Here is a 16,982-nt window from a genome sequence, read left to right as displayed (position 1 = left end):
TTATCCCTCGTTATAAGTTAACTCCGTGTTTCTCCTAATAACTTGGATCACATCGAGGAAGAAATGAACCTTTTGCCTACAGTTGACAATCTCCATACCACCCGAGCACAAGCGTAAACAACTTGTTAACACCAAACCCGTTACCTATAAATCAATGACTTAACACACAATCGAAAGTAACATTTTTTTTACATCACCAGTTTGCGTACACCTTGATGGACACCTTTTATAGCTATTGCACCTTAGCTCTCATTGAGTGACAACATGTACCTTCAACGCCAATTTTGCTTAACCTAAACAGAATTTGCTGAAAATTTACCAAGAGCGGCCGATTACTTGATTTAACGCAGGCTTTGTCTCGTGCCACAGCGATAAGGTAATGCCTCTGTTCCCATACTAGGTATTACAATGACTCAAATAAACCGTGAACGCCTAATCGACCATTTCTGCCAACTGATCCAAATCGATAGTGAATCGCGTGATGAAAAGCTGATCGCTGAAACACTCTCTGAACAACTTGGGGAACTTGGCTTTACTGTGCACAAGTTGCCAGTACCGCAAGAGATCTCTAACGGCTTCAACATCTACGCTCGTCTTGAAGGCCAATTAGAAGAAAGCATCGTATTAAGCTGCCATATGGATACGGTTACTCCAGGTAAAGGCATCGAGCCCGTGATTGAAGACGGCATCATTCGCTCAAAAGGCAATACAATTCTTGGTGGTGACGACAAATCGGGCATCGCAGCCATTATGGAAGCGGTACGTATTATCCAAGAACAAAACGTAGACCATAAAACCATTGAGATTGCCTTTACTGTTCACGAAGAAGGCGGATTGTTTGGTTCTGAACACTTCGACATGTCATTCATTCAGTCTGACAAAGCGATCGTGTTAGATACTGGCGGCCCAATTGGCACCATCGTTAACGCTGCCCCTGGTCAGCAAAAGATCGTTGCTAAGTACATTGGTAAGCCTGCTCATGCTGGTCTAGCGCCAGAAGAAGGTATCAGCGCGATTCAAGTTGCGGCTGACGCAATCACGCAAATGAACCTGTTACGTATTGACGAAGAGACTACCGCCAACATTGGTATCGTCCAAGGTGGCTGTGCAACGAATATCGTTATGCCTGAACTGAACGTGATCGCGGAAGCACGCTCACTGAACGATGAAAAACTGACGGCACAAGTTGAGCATATGATTACAACGTTCCAAGCGGCTGCCGACAAGCACGGTGCTCAAGTAGAGATCGAGTCAACTCGCGCATATAACGCCTTTGTTATTGATGATAACCACCCGCATATTCAAGCGGTGAAGAGCTCGTTTGAAGCAATTGGCGCTAGCCCTTATACCAAAGGCACCGGTGGCGGTAGCGATGCAAACAACTTCAATGCTAAAGGTCTAACAACGGTGAACATCTCAACGGGGATGGCTAAAGTGCACACAACGGAAGAGTTCATCGCTATTGAGGATATGGTTAAGGTAACAGAGTTTATGTATCACTACCTGACACATTAATCCTCCACTCCTTCTATTGAAAAAGCCGTATTATGCGGCTTTTTATTGGTTCATCGCGGATTAACGGGAACACAAAACAAAAACGGTAGTAAGTGATAGAGTTTTATCGCCAAACAAAACTTACACAAACTACCGTTCTCATGCCGAATCATACTTTCCTATCTTCATTCTGGGAAGGCTTTCATATCGTAAAGTCTCATCAAACTACTTCGCTTATTACGCTCACCCTAAAACCTGACTCTACCGCTAAATGTCCCTGTGGGCGTCACGCTCAAGCTATACATGAGTACCAATGGCGTAACGTGAAAGAGGCAACATTGCTTGGAACACCTGTTGAGTTGCTTGTCCAAACTCGACGCATTAGGTGCAGGCACTGCGGTATCAAGACTGAACGATTATCTTGGTTGGAGCCTTATGCTCGTATCACGAATCGCTTGAGGAGCTATATTGAGCAGTTGCTGCCTCTGTTACCCATTAAGCATATTGCCCAACTTACTGGGGTTCATTGGCACTCAATAAAAGAGATAGATAAGCGTCGCCTTCAACAAGTTGTACCGCCAGTTAAATGGGGTGAATTGAGGCAACTCGTCATGGACGAGTTCGCCATCTTTAAGGGGCATCGCTATGCCACTGTCATTGCTGACGCTAAAAGTCATCAAGTTATCTGGGTAGGGTTAGGTCGTAGCCGTAAGGACATTCGGCCGTTCTTCGAACAGTTAGGCGAATATGGTAAAAATATCGAAGCGGTAGCGATGGATATGAATACTGCTTTTGACCTTGAAGTTCATGAGCATTGTCCAAATGCACGTATCGTTTACGACTTATTCCATGTTGTGGCTAAGTTCGGTCGTGAGGTCATGGATAGGGTCAGAGTCGACCAAGCCAACAAGTTAAAACATGATAAAAAAGAAAGGCAATGGGTTAAGCGCTCACGTTGGGTGTTACTGAAAAATCGAGATAACTTGAATACACATCAGGACAGCTACCTCACTGAAATATTGAAGGTAAATCAAGACTTGATGACCACTTACATACTCGGAGCACAATTAAAGGAACTCTGGCGTTGCAGCACAGAGCTACAGGCCAAGAATTTATGGGAAGCATGGTGGAAACAAGTGAATGAAAGCGGAATTAAGCCGTTAAAAGAGTTTGCTCGAAAACTCCGACCTTACCTTCATGGAATTACCGCTTCAGCAAGTTATCCGCTGAATACTTGCACCCTCGAAGGAATAAACAACAAGATAAAATTAATCAAGCGGATGGGATATGGCTATAGAGATACCGATTACTTCTTCTTAAAGATAAAAGCGGCTTTCCCCGGAAAGCCACGATGAACCTTTTTTTTGTGAGTCATTATTTGCGGGCAACGGATTACTTTCTAATAACGACAGGCTCACTCACCACTTGCTGTTTTAGCATTGAGAAAAACTCGTCGCGAGACAATGGTTGAGAGAATAGATAACCCTGATACTGGTCACACTGCTCTTGCGCCAGCACATCTAACTGCTCTTGAGCCTCTACCCCTTCAGCCACAAGCTTGATGCCTAAGCTATGGCCCATTTGAATGATGGTTCGAATCAAAATCCGATCAGAATGACTGGTCGCGCACTCATCAACAAAGCACTTATCGATCTTAATAATATCGACCGGTAATTGCTTAAGGTACTTGAGACTTGAGTACTCAACACCGAAATCATCGATCGCAATAGAGACACCAATCGCTCGCAGCTGTCGACAAATATCAGTGATGTGCTCCGGATCGCTCATTAACGTCGATTCCGTAATTTCTAGCTGCAGTAAGTGAGAAGGTAGCTTGATCTCTTTTAGCGCTTTAACCACCACATCAAACAGATCAGCATGAGCAAACTGAACCGTGGACACATTCACTGCAATACACACTGGCGTTCCTGCGTCATTGAACATTCTCGCCTGTCGGCACGCCTCATAAATGATCCAGTGGCCGACAGGGACAATTTGGGTGGTCTTTTCAGCCACTGGAATAAACTCAGTAGGCGGCACCATACCTAACTGGGGGTGATTCCAACGTAGCAAAGCTTCCGCCCCCATAACTTGAGCTGAATCCACCGAAACTTTCGGTTGAAACATCAACACAAATTGCTCACTTTTCAGTGCCGATTTGATTTCCGTTTCTATTTGATGCTGGCGTATCGTCTCGCCAAGTAACTCGTCATTAAACCAACAAACATTATTGTCATGATCAGAACGAGCTTTGAATAAGGCAAAGTCGGCGTTCTTTTCCCATACTTCGTTACTGCCAGATGCATCTTCTGCAAGTGCAATCCCCATACAAAAGCTCAAGCGATGCGATGTGTCATCAACACTGTACATAATCCTTTGATTTTCGTTGAGTTTAGATACCAAATCCTCGAGTTTATTGGTTAGCTCTTCACTCTCAACCAATACCAGAAACTCATCCCCACCCAAGCGATAGACCGTGCCATCCGTACCAATCACGTCACGCATGTGCTGGGCGAAAGCCACCAGTAAATCATCACCATGCCGATAACCCAACCTGTCATTCACATTTTTAAAGCCAACCAATCCGATATGAATTAAGCCAAAGTGAATTGCGTTCTCTTTATTGACCTGTGCTATCGCTTCTTTGTAGGCATTCATGTTTGGCAGTTTGGTCAGATAATCAGTCTGACTTTTGGTTCTAAACTCTGCCGCTTGTTGCTTGGTTTTCACATAGTAGTAAGTCATTAGAGTGGCAAACAGCGTAATGGCGGTTAGCTCTAAAGAGGTGTCAATAAACGCATCAAAATCCGATAGAGACAATTGGTATAGATAACCATTGATCAAAGCAGCACACACCGCTATTGGCCACAACGTGCCAGGGAATAGCACGATGTAGCAGAAAGGCAGTAGAAACAAGCATTCTTTAATCGCATCTAAGGGAAACGATTGGACTAACCCACCAAAAATAAACAGCGCCGTGGCAGAAAACGCAAAGATATGTTTTAAAGATTCTGATGTGACGATCAATGCCATTAGGAGAAAAGCGGGAAACAGGTAATAGGCGTATTCCCAAGGGTGAGGCTGCGAAATCAATCCGTGCGAAGTAATGCCTACTGCCCCTATATACGCAATATAGACGATTACCTGCATACCTTGATTAATTTTAACCAGTTGCATCCGATGCCTTACCAATCCCTGTGCTCATATAAACAGTAGCGCAAATTCAACATTTCGAGAGGACGAAATGAACATATTGTTCTATTTAGCTTAGGTGACCTACAAAAAAGCGCCTCAGTAGGCGCTTTATATGAATTCTTTGATTGTGGTAGGGCTTACAAACCAAGCTCTTCCGATAATGCTTGCATCTGTTTCAAGTCCATTTGATGAACTCGAATCATTTGCTCAATTTGGCTCAAACGAGAGTTCGCTTCATCTTGCTTATCGCACGCATCTGATTTCGCATCCCACGACGTCCCTTCAAGATAAACATCACAGGCTTTTTTAAGCGCTACCAGTTTCGGCTCTAGCTCGTCACGCTCTTTCTCTAACGCTTCTAGCTCTTGCTTCACTTTCAATTCTTGCTGGAACAACTCTCTTGAACGTTCAAACATGGTCGCCTGCATATCAGCTTGGCGGTTAAGTTTGCTGTTTTTAGAGTTAGCACTATCAAGTTGTTCACGTTGCGTTGTGACTTGCTGCTCAAGCGAAAGATTCACTTTTTCCAACTCTTTCACGTGCTGCTCAAGCTTGCTCATAGACGCTTGGTGAGCTTCTTGTTGCTCTTGGATGGCCAGTTGTAGCTTCTGCTCAACTTCATCATCGACTTTAGCGACTTTTTCTTCCACTCGAACAGCCATCTGTTTCTTGTCAGCGGCCAGCATTTGATACTGTTGTTCCAACGTATGGTAAGTCTCTTCCCATTTTTTTGCGGTCAACGTCGAGCCAATCAAGCCCCCTAATGCCAAGCCTAAAACGCCAGCAATAATGATATATATCTGAGTGCGTTTATCTCGCTCTTCAATGACAACAACGTCATCATTTTCTTGGCTATCGGTTTGTTCGTTCAATTCTTTGCTCCGAGTCGTTAGCGGATGAGTTCTGTGACCATTAATGTCGCGGTATAGATTAAAAAGCCAGATACCATGGTAATCACAACGTATTTTTGTAGTTTCTCGCTGGTTCGATAACGTATCAGCACATAAGCTAGCGCGATCAAAAATACTATAGCCAATAACCTTGTCATAACCTCTCCTTAGGCAGACTTTCTACTTCTTACTTTATACCATTTTTGTCCCTAAATAGTCAGAATTACGTAGGTTTCTTGTTGAGCAAACAGAGCACACTGGCTCAAAGTCGCACTAACAGGACAAACAATCATCAACTACCGGTGCGAGCTAGCATTTAATTTGGTGACGACGGCAATTTGGGGTATAAAGGACTCACAATTATCAGTGAGATATTAGAATGAAACCATACCAATTAGACAACAAAAAGCGTCGTATTCAGAAAAAACTGTTCTTAGGTGAGTTTGCAATGCTTGGCTTCGAACTAAGCTGTGAAACGACGATCAACGACTTCGATCGTTACGACACGTTTGTTGATGACTTCATTGATTATGTAGACGCTCTTGGCTTATGTTTCGGCGGCGGTGGCCTTGAACTTTTTGAAGGTTTCCTATGCTGTACTGAACGTTATGCCGATGTAACTGAAGAGCAGAAAGCACAAGTTGTCGCTTGGCTAGAAGCTCGTGAAGAAGTGACATCAGTAAAAACGAGCGAACTCGTTGATGCTAACTACTTCTAAATAAAGAATAGCGCCATAACGGCGCTATTTTTTATCTGCTACCTTACCTCTAGCCCTAAATTGTACTGAGCTAAACATCTCAAAACGTAACTGACTTTGAGAAACGCAGCGATCACTATCGTACTTATATGCGCCGCGATTTGTTGAGGCAAAGAGAATGCGTCTGCATAAGGGTAAGAAATCAGTACACTCACAAGCATAGCCAACACCGTTACCGCTAAAGCAACGTTAGAGAATGAGAGTAACATACTGAAATTTTTTTTCGTTGGTTGAGCAATCATATCGACCTCACTGTGATCTTTATTTTGTTTTACCCTTCTATTGCAGTTTCCTTGCCAAATAAATTAATCCTTATAAAACAAACAAATAAAACAAACCCAACCCAACAAGAAGTCATATTGACTCACAATCAGAAAGGGTCAAAATGACACCACCAAACCATTAAGACATTAAAATTCAACCGCGAAATTATTGTTATTTCATATGAAAATTTTGGTTGAATTACACCAAAAGAATGATAGAGTTCACACGTCAGCATAATTTCAGAACTGTTGACTAACTTTTATCCACTAGTTGGATGATCGTTCCGATGAAGACTGCAGGAGAGTGGTTATTTACCAAATTTTAACATTTGGCAAGAATAACCTACCGAAGAAGTAAATCTTTCAGGTGCCACGTTGTGGTGAGGACTGTCGTTGGAGGAACCTCTGGAGAGAACCGTACTACTTTGTTGTAGAAAGCGGTCGCCGAAGGAGCAAGCTCTACCCTAATTGGTAGTGTGAAACTCTCAGGCAAAAGGACAGAGGAGTGGAAAGACCTATTCTGCTGCATGGCGTTTGTTGTGCATCAATACCAGAGATCCGCGATCTCTGCGCTTTCACTCTTCTCCTTAAATAAGCATTATCACTTAAGGGGAAATCATGGATAATCTACAATCTTTACTTAAAACAATCGACAATTTTGTCTGGGGCCCACCGCTGCTCATTTTGCTCGTTGGTACTGGTGTCTACTTCACTTTTCGCTTAGGCCTACTACAGTTTCGACACCTGCCTACTGCCCTCAAAATGGTCTTCAGTAAAGATGACTCTAATAAGCAAGGCGACGTTTCAAGCTTCGCCGCGTTATGTACTGCTCTATCTGCCACCATTGGTACTGGTAATATTGTTGGTGTCGCAACCGCGATAAAACTAGGTGGTCCAGGCGCACTGTTTTGGATGTGGCTGGCAGCCTTATTCGGCATGGCAACAAAATACGCTGAATGCTTGTTGGCAGTAAAATACCGCCAGCAAGACAGCAACGGTCAGATGATCGGTGGCCCAATGTATTACCTGCAATATGGCGTAGGTTCAAAAGCGTTAGCCGTTATGTTTGCGGTCTTTGCTTTAGGCGTGGCCTGCTTCGGTATTGGTACCTTCCCTCAGGTAAACGCTATTTTGGACGCGAGCGAGATCTCTTTTGGTGTCTCACGCGAGATTTCAGCCAGCGTACTAACCCTTCTGGTTGCATTCGTTACTTTGGGCGGTATTAAATCCATCGCTAATGTCGCTGGTAAGGTCGTTCCAACGATGGCGCTGTTCTACGTGCTTGCCTGCTTAAGTGTGATCATCATGAATGCTGATAAGCTGCTTGAAGCAGTAGAATTGGTGCTTGTTTCTGCGTTTACTTCAACGGCAGCAACAGGTGGTTTCTTAGGCGCAAGTATTATGCTGGCTATTCAGTCTGGTATCGCACGCGGGGTATTTTCTAACGAATCGGGCCTTGGTAGTGCGCCAATGGCCGCAGCCGCAGCAAAAACAGACTCATGTGTTAAGCAAGGCCTGATCTCAATGACAGGTACGTTTTTCGATACCATCATCATCTGCACCATGACAGGCCTAGCGTTGATCCTAACTGGCGCATGGCAAAGTGATTTTGCGGGCGCAGCGATGACCACCCATGCCTTTGCTGTTGGTCTTAACGCACAGACATTTGGCCCAATGCTGGTCTCTATTGGCCTAATCTTCTTCGCCTTCACGACGATTCTAGGCTGGAACTACTACGGTGAGCGCTGCGTTGTGTATCTGTTCGGTACCAAAGCTGTATTACCTTACAAGTTTATCTTTGTCGCTTTGGTCGCATCAGGTGCATTCCTTCACCTCGATATGATTTGGATTATTGCCGATATCGTTAACGGCTTGATGGCGATACCTAATCTGATTGGCCTCATCGCGCTGCGTCAGGTAGTGATTGAAGAAACCAAGCAGTATTTTGCCGCGAGTGTTAACTCACTAAAAGAGCCTCAGTTACAAAACTAACCCAGTAAAAAAACAGCGACCTCGGTCGCTGTTTGTTTATTCTTCTACTATTAACTTTATTCCCAAACCAACTAACACGGCCCCGGTTGTCGCTTCCATCCTCTTCATAAAGGTCGCGCTTTTTAATAAGCTCTTTGCCGAGTTAAGTAAACCCGCCAATCCACACTGCCAGATCATCGCTATCACAAAGTGGATACTTGCCATCAAACAAGATTGGACAAAAGCCGAACCTTCAGGGTTAATGAATTGAGGTAAAAAGGCCAAATAAAACACCGCGGTTTTAGGGTTAAGAACATTAGAAAGAAAGCCTTCTCTCAGTGAGCGTTTAACATCAACTCGGGTATGTGCGCAATCTGTCGCCAAGGAGCCAACCTCCCCTTTCCAGACGCTCTTTAGAGTCGTGATACCAAGCCAAATCAGATAAGCCGCACCGACCATTTTAACAAGGTTAAACAACTCGGCTGACTGGGCCAAAATGGCCGAGATGCCTATCGCTGAAAACGTGGCATGAACAAAAAGGCCAAGACAAATCCCCAAACTGGTTGTCGCGCCATCCTTAAAACCTCCGCGTGAGGAGTTACGCACCACCAGCGCGGTGTCTAAACCCGGCGTCAGCGTAAGGATCGTTATGGCTAATAGAAAAGCTTCAAAATTATTGAACACGTCAACTCCTATGACATTGGCTTGTATGGGACTGATATCGATATTGGACCGCCTTCAGCCAATTTAGCAATAAAACATCTCGAACAAAACGTGATCATTGTTCCAGTAATGATTGAACTCACATTTTCAGATGCACATACATGTACCACATGACAGCCTGTAAAATATTATTTAGTATGACGTCAGGTAATAGTCAATTTCACAATATGTCACTTCGGGGGGAAGCAACGCATGGTAATGGTACAACTCTCTTACCAAGTCATGGGCATTGGTAAATGGATACAAGTTAACGTCAGCCAGGATGTGGCTAACGCACTGCTGATTGAATACGAAAGCTACGGTTGGCCAGTCAAATTAACAATGCAAGAAACAGAGTTGCAATTCGCCAGCAATGGATAAAACAAGCGGTAATCACTTGGTCTACCTGCTTTAGGTTGGTAGACTTTGTTTTTTATCCAGTCACGGAAGGCGATTTATGAGCGCATTCAACAAATTAGTAGCCCACTCTCAGAAAACATCTCACTTCAATCACTTAGCCGCTATTGTCGGTTGGGACCAAGCCGCAGTGATGCCCACTGGCGGTAATGAAGTTCGAAGCAGCGCCGTTGCCGAGTTATCAGTTCATATCCACTCTCTTCATACTCAACCACAACTAGCAGATTGGTTTGAACAGGCCGAGCAAGAGAGCCTCAACACTCAAGACAGTGCCACCTTGCGTGAACTCAAGCGTCAATGGCAGCAGGCAAACTTACTGCCTGAGTCTTTGGTGCAAGCGAAATCATTAGCCGGTTCAAAATGTGAACATGCATGGCGCAGCCAACGCGGTGATAACGACTGGCAGGGTTTCGAAAAGAACTGGGCAGAAGTGGTTAAGTTATCTCAAGAAGAAGCGCAAATACGTGCGGAAGCGAACAATTTAACCCCTTATGATGCCATGCTCGATATTTATGAGCCGGGCACAAGCTCTGAGTCTCTTGACCAACTGTTTAATGATGTAAAAACTTGGCTTCCGGATCTGATTGATCAAGTCATCGACAAGCAATCAAGCGAGCACTACCTTCAGCCACAAGGGACATTTGATACCAGCAAACAAAAAGCGCTTGGTTTAGAAGTGATGAAGCTATTGCAATTTGACTTTGAGCACGGTCGATTAGATGAAAGCGTGCACCCATTTTGTGGCGGTGTACCAAGTGATGTAAGGATTACTACTCGTTACGATGAGAGCGAGTTTGTACAATCATTAATGGGCATTGTCCACGAGACGGGCCATGCTCGTTATGAACAAGGACTACCAACTGCGCTCGCAGGATTACCTTCAGGCGAAGCGCGTTCAATGGGTATTCACGAATCGCAGTCACTGTTTTTTGAAATGCAGGTCGGTCGAAGTGACGCCTTTATTGAGCACCTTGCTCAGCTCGCTGGAAAGCACTTCACTCGACATGACGAAGCACTGTTCACCCAAAACAACTTCCAGAAACTTTATACTCGAGTGAAGAAAGACTTTATCCGCGTCGATGCAGATGAGCTCACCTACCCTGCCCACGTTATTTTACGTTATGAGATCGAGCGCGATCTTATCAATGGCAACATCAAACACACCGACGTTCCTGAGCTGTGGGATAGCAAAATGCAGCAATACCTTGGTCTATCAACTCAAGGTAATTTTAAGAATGGTTGCATGCAGGACATTCACTGGACAGACGGCTCCTTCGGCTACTTCCCTTCTTATACCTTAGGAGCGATGTATGCGGCGCAATTTATGGCGTCAATGAAGCAAACTGTTGATGTTGATGGTGCGATTCGAAGCGGCGACCTTAGCCCGATATTTACCTGGTTATCAGACAATATCTGGAGCAAAGGCAGCTTACTCACAACCGATGAGTTAGTGAAACAAGCGACGGGTGAAACGCTAAACGCAAGTCACTTTAAGCAACACTTAGCTAATCGCTATCTATAACCGTTAGTCAGCAACAAAAAAACGCCTCAATGATCCGTCGATTATTGAGGCGTTTTTATCACTACAAACTTTATATCAAGGGCATTAAGCCTTTTTGACATATTTGGCCGTGACCATCATTTCACCACCTTTATCCAGCTTACAATCAAGTTGATGATCTTTGCCTTCAACAATGCGTCGAACAGTCGCTTTAGTGCCAATCTTGAGCACTGCTGAGCTGCCTTTCACTTTGAGATCTTTAATGAACGTGACCTTATCACCTTGTTCCAATACTGCACCGTTCACATCTTTGATCGCATTGGCTTCTTTTTCTGCTGCAATCTCTTCAGGGTTCCATTCGTACGCACACTCAGGACACACTAAGTTGCTTTGATCTTGATACACATATTCAGAGGTACAATTTGGACAAGGAGGGAACGACATAACTATCTCTTTATTCAGTGACTATTGACTCTATGGTAAAGCCTAATGACTGCTTAAGCGAGCAATATGCACCGCTTTCATTGCATATAAAATTAACTTAAGTTGTATAAGCATTCATTTTCATACTACGCTTTATCAGCAACAGATAAACCAAGGAGGAGATGATTATGGACAAACTGCTTTCATCAGCGTTAAAAATTGGCCAACGAACTCAAGTCACTAGCTTATTTGCGAGTAAAGGTTTTAAAATAGCGATGACCGACTTTGACGACGTTATATTTGAAAAAGCCGGTGTTCGAGTCAATGTGCATTTTGACCGAGCCTCCAACGCACAATCTGTTTCTATTCTAGGTGGACGCTCTGAACAGCTTTTGAAGTAAATCGCTAAACGTTTCACCTTTAGACAAGTTGGTCCACAATTTCTCCTAGAACAGGTAAGACCGATAATACCAGCAAACCTGACATGACCAGGTTAAAGCATTTCTTGTTGCGCTCGCTGTTTAACAACTTTTTCAAGACTGATCCAAATAGCAGCCAAACGCCTACACATGGAAAAGAGACTAAGAAAAAGGTCAATGCAATCATCAGGTTTTGGCTTAAAAAGCTCGCCCCAGTGGTCGTGAATGCGGCAATTGCACCCGTGGCAACGATCCACGCTTTTGCATTTACCCATTGGAACAAGGCACCTTTCATAAAGGTAAAGGGTTGCGTTTGATGGTTTGACTCTACTGACGTCGAAGAGCCCGCGATAAGGTAAGCGAGATATAAAAGATAAACGACACCAACACACTTGATGATAAAGTGCAGAGATGGAAAGAGCTCAAACAATTCGGAAAATCCTAACCCCACCATTAATAGCATGATGGTGAAGCCAACGCAGATACCTGTGAGCAGTGGCAAACTCTTCTTTATGCCGAAGTTTACACCTGACGTCATGACCATGATGTTGTTTGGTCCTGGTGTGACTGACGATGACACAGCAAATAAAACGACGGCTAGTAGGTATTCCATATAATTGACTCTTCTCACTCATCCATATACTGCACATGAGGGCTGAGTGTTTATTAATCAATACTCTTTAATCAATCTCATACATATCTATTAGACTGACGCCGCTCAAGATCAGTACTTTGAAATACCACAAATAAATAAAAAGCCCGCCATATGACATGGCGAGCTTTTCATTACTTTTGATTGCGTAAGGCAAGTTCAACATCTTTAAAGACTTGATACTCTTCTTTAGTGCAGCCTCTTGCAAGAGCAACCCAATGGTCACCGGTTTCATCTATCCCGATAAACTCTGCTCTCAACTCATGTTTTCGCCAACAAGAAAACCCGATAACGAAGGTAAGCGCCAAAGCAATGAATCCAAATTGAGGGACAAACGCCCAAGTTGCCGCTGAAAGTACTAAAGCAAGCGAAACAATATTCACTGCATTATCTCTCCAGCCTAACTGGCGTACCTCTACACGTTTGATTTTGTTCAGACTATAGAAGTCTTTGCCAACGAACAGGCCGCTATGGTTCACTTGAAAATCATCCGCCTTGTAATACTTACGAATTCGATCCACTAGCCTTTTGCCATCAATGTTACTTCTCATCGCCTTTCTCCATGTTATTAAAGGTTAGTAAAAACTAATATAATCATAGAGTTATGCTTGAGAACTCATTTTATAAACCAAGCAAATAACACAATCAAGAAAAATCGAAATTTTTAATGGTAAAAGTAGCCAGAACTAGTCGGTTAGCCACTCGATAGCGGACTGATAATCGCCAAAAGAGCGCATCTCTCCAGAGATAAACCACCCGCCCACTTTTGATGCTAATTCTTGCCAATTTTTGTCGCCATAAATCGCGACTTTCTCCAGTTTGAAACCGAGCTTTAATCCCAGCTCAAAATCATCCCATGCTGCACGTAACTCCCAGCCTGAGAACTCGGTGATATCAACAAGCATCTTAATATGTTTGCCGTTTACAGCCTGAAGTGTTGAGTCGAGAACCGGAGTAATGGCTTGATAGTCCTGATGGGTAAGCTTTCCGGTAACTTTAAAGACGAGGATAGATTGATCGCGTATACGCTCAATCCCAAGGGTAATGCCATGACGTTCATTGTTCATAACCAGCTCCTTTACATTGTCTGCTGGCTATAGACTAGAACATCTCTTTAGCGGCGAGTGAGAACTAGACTCCAGTTTTGAAGGAGTCTAAATGAATCAATCAGGTAGAGGACTTAGCAATTACAAAACAGCGGCTAATCACCAAGTAGCCTTCCGTGGTTGCCTAGATATTCTGTATTGCTCTTTTAGTGTGTTCTACTTGCAAAAGGTCTCAATATACAAAGCTTCAACCTTATCTCTTGCCCACGGAGTTCGTCGTAAAAACTTTAAAGAGGACTTGATTGAAGGATTACTATAGAAACAGTTGATTTGTATTTCTGCATCTAGGCCTTCCCAACCGTAATGCTCTTGTAATCGCACTAGGATTTTTTCTAAGGTCAATCCGTGCAATGGGTTATTGGGCTGCTCTTGGCTCATGTTTGGGTATTCCTGCGATGCTAATTTTGAAAGCCGGAGTCTATCAGATCAAGTCTTGCGATACTGCGGTTTTCTCGTAAAAACCAATAATGACAACATGCACTATTTTTTGGTTTGATTCCAAGCCGAAGCAAAATCTTTATTCTGATTTCCCAACACGTATTCCTGAATAGCTACCCTACTTAAGGTATTGTCATTCTATGGTTTTAGCTACCACTAAAACCTTCTATGTAGTAGTTCGATTGAATGCTGGCTCCTCAATTGAGAGACCGATAACAAGCAAGAACGCTACGTAGACTTTAAACACTCACCTCGAATAACCACAGGGCTCGAGCAACTTTTAAGTCAACAAGAGTTCGCTAATTATGAATCAAACCATCACCGTCGGCGTAGACACGGGTAAATTACAATTAGACATTCACATTCGACCTTTAAATCTATTTTTCTCCGTAGAAAATTCAGATATCGGCATCCAATACGCACTGAAGATCATTAAACTGCACCGGCCAGATCGTATTGTTATCGAAGCGACTGGCCGTTTAGAAATGCCTTTTGTACTCGCTTGCGTAAAAGCAAAACAGCCAATTGTGAGAGCGAATCCTATCCACATTAAAAGATTTGCGGGTGCCATTGGCCGACGTGTGAAAAGTGACAGACTCGACGCGGAACTTATTGCTCATTACGGCGAAGCTATTCAACCTCCCCTAACATCGATAAAGCCCAATAATCTGCGTCTAATGAGCGACCTGATTGCTCGTCGAGAACAGTTGATTTCCATGCGCACAATGGAGAAAAATCGTATTCAGATATTGCCTAAGCCATTGCATTCCACCATAAAGCCTGTACTTACAGCATTAAACCGACAAATCACCAAGCTTGAAGAAAAGTTAGTTTCGCTCATTGACCAGTGCCAAGAGTATCGGGGAAAACGTGTAATTCTGAAAAGCGTCCCCGGAATTGGCGATATTGCAGCTGCCTCCCTTATCTGTAACCTTCCTGAGCTCGGTTACATTACCAATAAACAAGCCGCTTCACTCGTAGGTGTCGCCCCTATAACCAAGGAGAGCGGTGGTTATAAAAGGAGGCGTTTAACCCAAGGAGGAAGAACTCAAGTCAGAACGACTCTTTATATGGCGATGATGTCGGCCATTGTAGTGGTCAACTAAAATTGGCCACGGTTTTAGAGTTTTCCCAATATAATCGTTCTGACTCATTGGGAGTTAGACCACCGTTATACTGATGTGGCCTGAGTTGGCAGTAATATCCAATGATGTAGCGAGTGATCTCTTGCTGAGCCTCAGCAAAGCTACGATAGCCCACCGTTGGCACCCATTCCGTTTTCAGACTTCTAAAGAAGCGCTCCGTCGGCGCATTATCCCAGCAATTTCCTCGGCGAGATAAACTCTGCTTTATTTGAAAACGCCACAGTAATTGGCGGTATTTACGACTGGTATAGTGACTACCTTGATCGCTGTGGAACATGACACCTTTAAGCTTACTACGAGACTCATAAGCCATCGAAAGAGCTTTGCCTGTTAGCCTAGAATCAGGTGATAACGACATCGACCAACCAATCACTTTGCGGGCAAAAAGGTCGATAACAACCGCTAAATACATCCACCGATTACCTGTCCAAATATACGTAACATCACCAGCCCAGACTTCATTTGGCGCGGTAACCGCAAACTGGCGACCTAAGTGATTTGGAATTTCAATGTGTTCTTGTGAAGCCTTTCTGTAACGATGCTTTGGCTCTTGGCAACTCACTAAACCAAGAGTTTTCATAAGCTTTGTTGCTCGGTATCGGCTCAGCTTTACGCCCTGATTTGTGACTATATCTGCAATGGTTCTCGCTCCCGCTGAGCCATTGCTTGCGGCGTGAGCCTCGCTCACCAAGCTGCGAAGTTTTACAGCTTCAGCATTGATTACCGTTGGGCGTTTATGCCAATAGTTATAACTGCTTCGATGAACATTGAAGACTTCGCATAATGTTTTTATGCTGTAGCTCTGCTTGAGTTTCTTGATTATCAAGAATTGTTCAGTGAGCCCGACATCAACAGAGCCGTGGCTTTTTTTAGTATTTCATTATGCTCTTCAAGGCGAGCCAGCTTCTTTTTTAATTCCCGAATTTCTATTTGCTCAGGGGTCATAGGTGAAGCTTTCGGTGCTTTCCCTTGGCGCTCTTCTCTTAACTGGCGAACCCATTTATCCATCGTGGATTTGCCCACATTCATGGCTTGTGCTGCTTCAACCACGGAGTAGTTTTGATCTAGGACTAACAGCGCTGCTTCTAACTTAAACTCTGCGCTGAATAGTCGTCTTATACGTTTTGTCATAGTGTCACCTGTTAACTTATGAAGTGATGATATCACCTCTAACTAAGTGACCAAATTCACTATGCCACTACAAAACCACCCTAAGTCCAACCAAGTCAGATATATGATCTTTGATACAATATTCAGTTTGTTGATTCTCTAAATCCGTCCGATATTTGAGATTGAATTTTTTGATACATTCTTCGCGGTCCTTAACTCGCCCTTCTACTTTAGAGATCGCTAAATCACCTTTTGTTAGCGACTCAACGAGCGCAACAAAAGGTGATTTAGCGGTTTCTAAAGAGCTAAAATTACGATCATAGTAATCTCTAAACTCTTGTTTTTCAGTATCAAAATCTAATGAAGCCATTTATTTTTCCTAACCTAACTAACCTAAATTAAATCTAAACTCGAACTGACAGCTAACGCCAAATTAAGTAGTGAGCAACGCTACCACTCACCTAACCCATTGTGCCGTAAACACGAAAGCTGATTCAAA

The 16,982-nt window shown here is 43.6% G+C and carries 20 protein-coding genes, 1 pseudogene and 1 riboswitch; of the genes and pseudogenes, 9 read left to right on the top strand and 12 right to left on the bottom strand.

Translation table 11 applies throughout. The annotated features are described in order from the left end of the window. The first annotated feature begins 408 nt into the window (after positions 1 to 408). Positions 409 to 1,515: a M20/M25/M40 family metallo-hydrolase gene (locus tag ACHUFZ_RS00105; RefSeq protein ID WP_394125335.1), complete on the top strand. Its 1,107-nt coding sequence runs from the start codon at positions 409 to 411 to the stop codon at positions 1,513 to 1,515. Positions 1,516 to 1,655: 140 nt separating this feature from the next. Beyond that, complete coding sequence (locus ACHUFZ_RS00100) at positions 1,656 to 2,849, top strand: ISL3 family transposase (protein ID WP_394125334.1); 1,194 nt, start codon at positions 1,656 to 1,658, stop codon at positions 2,847 to 2,849. Positions 2,850 to 2,886: 37 nt separating this feature from the next. On the opposite strand, the gene ACHUFZ_RS00095 is transcribed toward ACHUFZ_RS00100, so the two are convergent. From ACHUFZ_RS00095 to ACHUFZ_RS00085, 3 genes are all read right to left on the bottom strand, one after another. Beyond that, a complete protein-coding gene (locus ACHUFZ_RS00095) occupies positions 2,887 to 4,671 on the bottom strand; it encodes a putative bifunctional diguanylate cyclase/phosphodiesterase (protein ID WP_394125333.1) in 1,785 nt (594 codons plus the stop codon). A 155-nt stretch (positions 4,672 to 4,826) separates the two neighbouring features. Next, the gene (locus ACHUFZ_RS00090) at positions 4,827 to 5,561 is read right to left on the bottom strand and encodes a chromosome partitioning protein ParA (RefSeq protein WP_394125332.1); all 735 of its coding nucleotides are present in this window, start codon (positions 5,559 to 5,561) and stop codon (positions 4,827 to 4,829) included. A 17-nt stretch (positions 5,562 to 5,578) separates the two neighbouring features. Beyond that, complete coding sequence (locus ACHUFZ_RS00085; RefSeq protein WP_004413776.1) at positions 5,579 to 5,737, bottom strand: hypothetical protein; 159 nt, start codon at positions 5,735 to 5,737, stop codon at positions 5,579 to 5,581. A gap of 221 nt (positions 5,738 to 5,958) precedes the next feature. Here ACHUFZ_RS00085 and ACHUFZ_RS00080 point away from each other — a divergent pair, with 221 nt between their 5' ends. Then, positions 5,959 to 6,297 (top strand): 50S ribosome-binding protein YggL, encoded by a 339-nt coding sequence (locus ACHUFZ_RS00080; protein ID WP_394125331.1) that lies wholly within the window; start codon positions 5,959 to 5,961, stop codon positions 6,295 to 6,297. A 38-nt stretch (positions 6,298 to 6,335) separates the two neighbouring features. Here ACHUFZ_RS00080 and ACHUFZ_RS00075 read toward each other — a convergent pair whose 3' ends face one another. Beyond that, positions 6,336 to 6,578 carry a hypothetical protein gene (locus ACHUFZ_RS00075; protein ID WP_394125330.1) on the bottom strand — a complete coding sequence of 81 codons (243 nt, stop codon included), beginning with the start codon at positions 6,576 to 6,578 and terminating at the stop codon, positions 6,336 to 6,338. Between the two features lie 416 nt (positions 6,579 to 6,994). After that, positions 6,995 to 7,110, top strand: a riboswitch (glycine riboswitch). Positions 7,111 to 7,217: 107 nt separating this feature from the next. On the opposite strand from ACHUFZ_RS00075, the gene ACHUFZ_RS00070 reads away from it, so the two are divergent. Next, entirely contained in the window at positions 7,218 to 8,591 is a 1,374-nt protein-coding gene (locus tag ACHUFZ_RS00070; RefSeq protein WP_394125329.1) for an alanine/glycine:cation symporter family protein, read from the top strand. 36 nt (positions 8,592 to 8,627) lie between these two features. Here ACHUFZ_RS00070 and ACHUFZ_RS00065 read toward each other — a convergent pair whose 3' ends face one another. After that, complete coding sequence (locus tag ACHUFZ_RS00065; RefSeq protein ID WP_394125328.1) at positions 8,628 to 9,254, bottom strand: LysE family translocator; 627 nt, start codon at positions 9,252 to 9,254, stop codon at positions 8,628 to 8,630. A 231-nt stretch (positions 9,255 to 9,485) separates the two neighbouring features. Between ACHUFZ_RS00065 and ACHUFZ_RS00060 the strand changes: the two genes are divergently transcribed. Then, positions 9,486 to 9,653, top strand: a complete 168-nt coding sequence (locus ACHUFZ_RS00060) for a hypothetical protein (protein ID WP_394125327.1) — start codon at positions 9,486 to 9,488, stop codon at positions 9,651 to 9,653. A gap of 76 nt (positions 9,654 to 9,729) precedes the next feature. Beyond that, entirely contained in the window at positions 9,730 to 11,211 is a 1,482-nt protein-coding gene (locus tag ACHUFZ_RS00055; RefSeq protein WP_394125326.1) for a carboxypeptidase M32, read from the top strand. 84 nt (positions 11,212 to 11,295) lie between these two features. Here the strand turns inward: ACHUFZ_RS00055 and ACHUFZ_RS00050 are convergent, their stop codons facing one another. Beyond that, complete coding sequence (locus ACHUFZ_RS00050; RefSeq protein WP_394125325.1) at positions 11,296 to 11,634, bottom strand: zinc ribbon domain-containing protein YjdM; 339 nt, start codon at positions 11,632 to 11,634, stop codon at positions 11,296 to 11,298. 167 nt (positions 11,635 to 11,801) lie between these two features. Between ACHUFZ_RS00050 and ACHUFZ_RS00045 the strand changes: the two genes are divergently transcribed. After that, positions 11,802 to 12,014 (top strand): hypothetical protein, encoded by a 213-nt coding sequence (locus ACHUFZ_RS00045; RefSeq protein ID WP_167489330.1) that lies wholly within the window; start codon positions 11,802 to 11,804, stop codon positions 12,012 to 12,014. 19 nt (positions 12,015 to 12,033) lie between these two features. Here ACHUFZ_RS00045 and ACHUFZ_RS00040 read toward each other — a convergent pair whose 3' ends face one another. From ACHUFZ_RS00040 to ACHUFZ_RS00030, 3 genes are all read right to left on the bottom strand, one after another. Continuing rightward, positions 12,034 to 12,645, bottom strand: coding sequence for a LysE family translocator (locus tag ACHUFZ_RS00040; RefSeq protein WP_394125324.1), 612 nt, complete (start codon positions 12,643 to 12,645; stop codon positions 12,034 to 12,036). 173 nt (positions 12,646 to 12,818) lie between these two features. After that, the gene (locus tag ACHUFZ_RS00035) at positions 12,819 to 13,235 is read right to left on the bottom strand and encodes a hypothetical protein (RefSeq protein WP_394125323.1); all 417 of its coding nucleotides are present in this window, start codon (positions 13,233 to 13,235) and stop codon (positions 12,819 to 12,821) included. Between the two features lie 135 nt (positions 13,236 to 13,370). Continuing rightward, positions 13,371 to 13,751 (bottom strand): SpoIIAA family protein, encoded by a 381-nt coding sequence (locus ACHUFZ_RS00030; protein ID WP_394125322.1) that lies wholly within the window; start codon positions 13,749 to 13,751, stop codon positions 13,371 to 13,373. A 91-nt stretch (positions 13,752 to 13,842) separates the two neighbouring features. On the opposite strand from ACHUFZ_RS00030, the gene ACHUFZ_RS00025 reads away from it, so the two are divergent. Then, positions 13,843 to 14,049: a hypothetical protein gene (locus tag ACHUFZ_RS00025; protein ID WP_394125849.1), complete on the top strand. Its 207-nt coding sequence runs from the start codon at positions 13,843 to 13,845 to the stop codon at positions 14,047 to 14,049. Here ACHUFZ_RS00025 and ACHUFZ_RS00020 read toward each other — a convergent pair. Next, positions 13,947 to 14,168, bottom strand: a complete 222-nt coding sequence (locus tag ACHUFZ_RS00020; RefSeq protein WP_394125321.1) for a VF530 family protein — start codon at positions 14,166 to 14,168, stop codon at positions 13,947 to 13,949. The genes ACHUFZ_RS00025 and ACHUFZ_RS00020 overlap by 103 nt on opposite strands. Positions 14,169 to 14,533: 365 nt before the next feature. Between ACHUFZ_RS00020 and ACHUFZ_RS00015 the strand changes: the two are divergent. Then, a pseudogene (locus tag ACHUFZ_RS00015) lies at positions 14,534 to 15,319 on the top strand (IS110 family RNA-guided transposase); the annotation flags it as partial. A gap of 7 nt (positions 15,320 to 15,326) precedes the next feature. Here the strand turns inward: ACHUFZ_RS00015 and ACHUFZ_RS00010 are convergent. Together ACHUFZ_RS00010 and ACHUFZ_RS00005 are read right to left on the bottom strand one after the other, a co-directional pair. Continuing rightward, positions 15,327 to 16,504, bottom strand: a protein-coding gene (locus tag ACHUFZ_RS00010; RefSeq protein WP_394125320.1) for an IS3 family transposase whose coding sequence is annotated in 2 segments (ribosomal slippage) — positions 15,327 to 16,246 and positions 16,246 to 16,504 — 1,179 coding nt in all. Because the reading frame shifts where the segments join, the coding sequence is not laid out codon by codon here. A 67-nt stretch (positions 16,505 to 16,571) separates the two neighbouring features. Then, complete coding sequence (locus ACHUFZ_RS00005; RefSeq protein ID WP_394125319.1) at positions 16,572 to 16,853, bottom strand: hypothetical protein; 282 nt, start codon at positions 16,851 to 16,853, stop codon at positions 16,572 to 16,574. Positions 16,854 to 16,982: the final 129 nt, after the last annotated feature.

It is taken from the genome of Vibrio hepatarius (genome assembly GCF_043642085.1).
Taxonomy (GTDB): Bacteria; Pseudomonadota; Gammaproteobacteria; order Enterobacterales; family Vibrionaceae; genus Vibrio; species Vibrio hepatarius_C.
The sequence above is the reverse complement of the archived record's forward strand: the minus strand, read 5'-3'. Positions and strand labels throughout refer to the sequence as shown.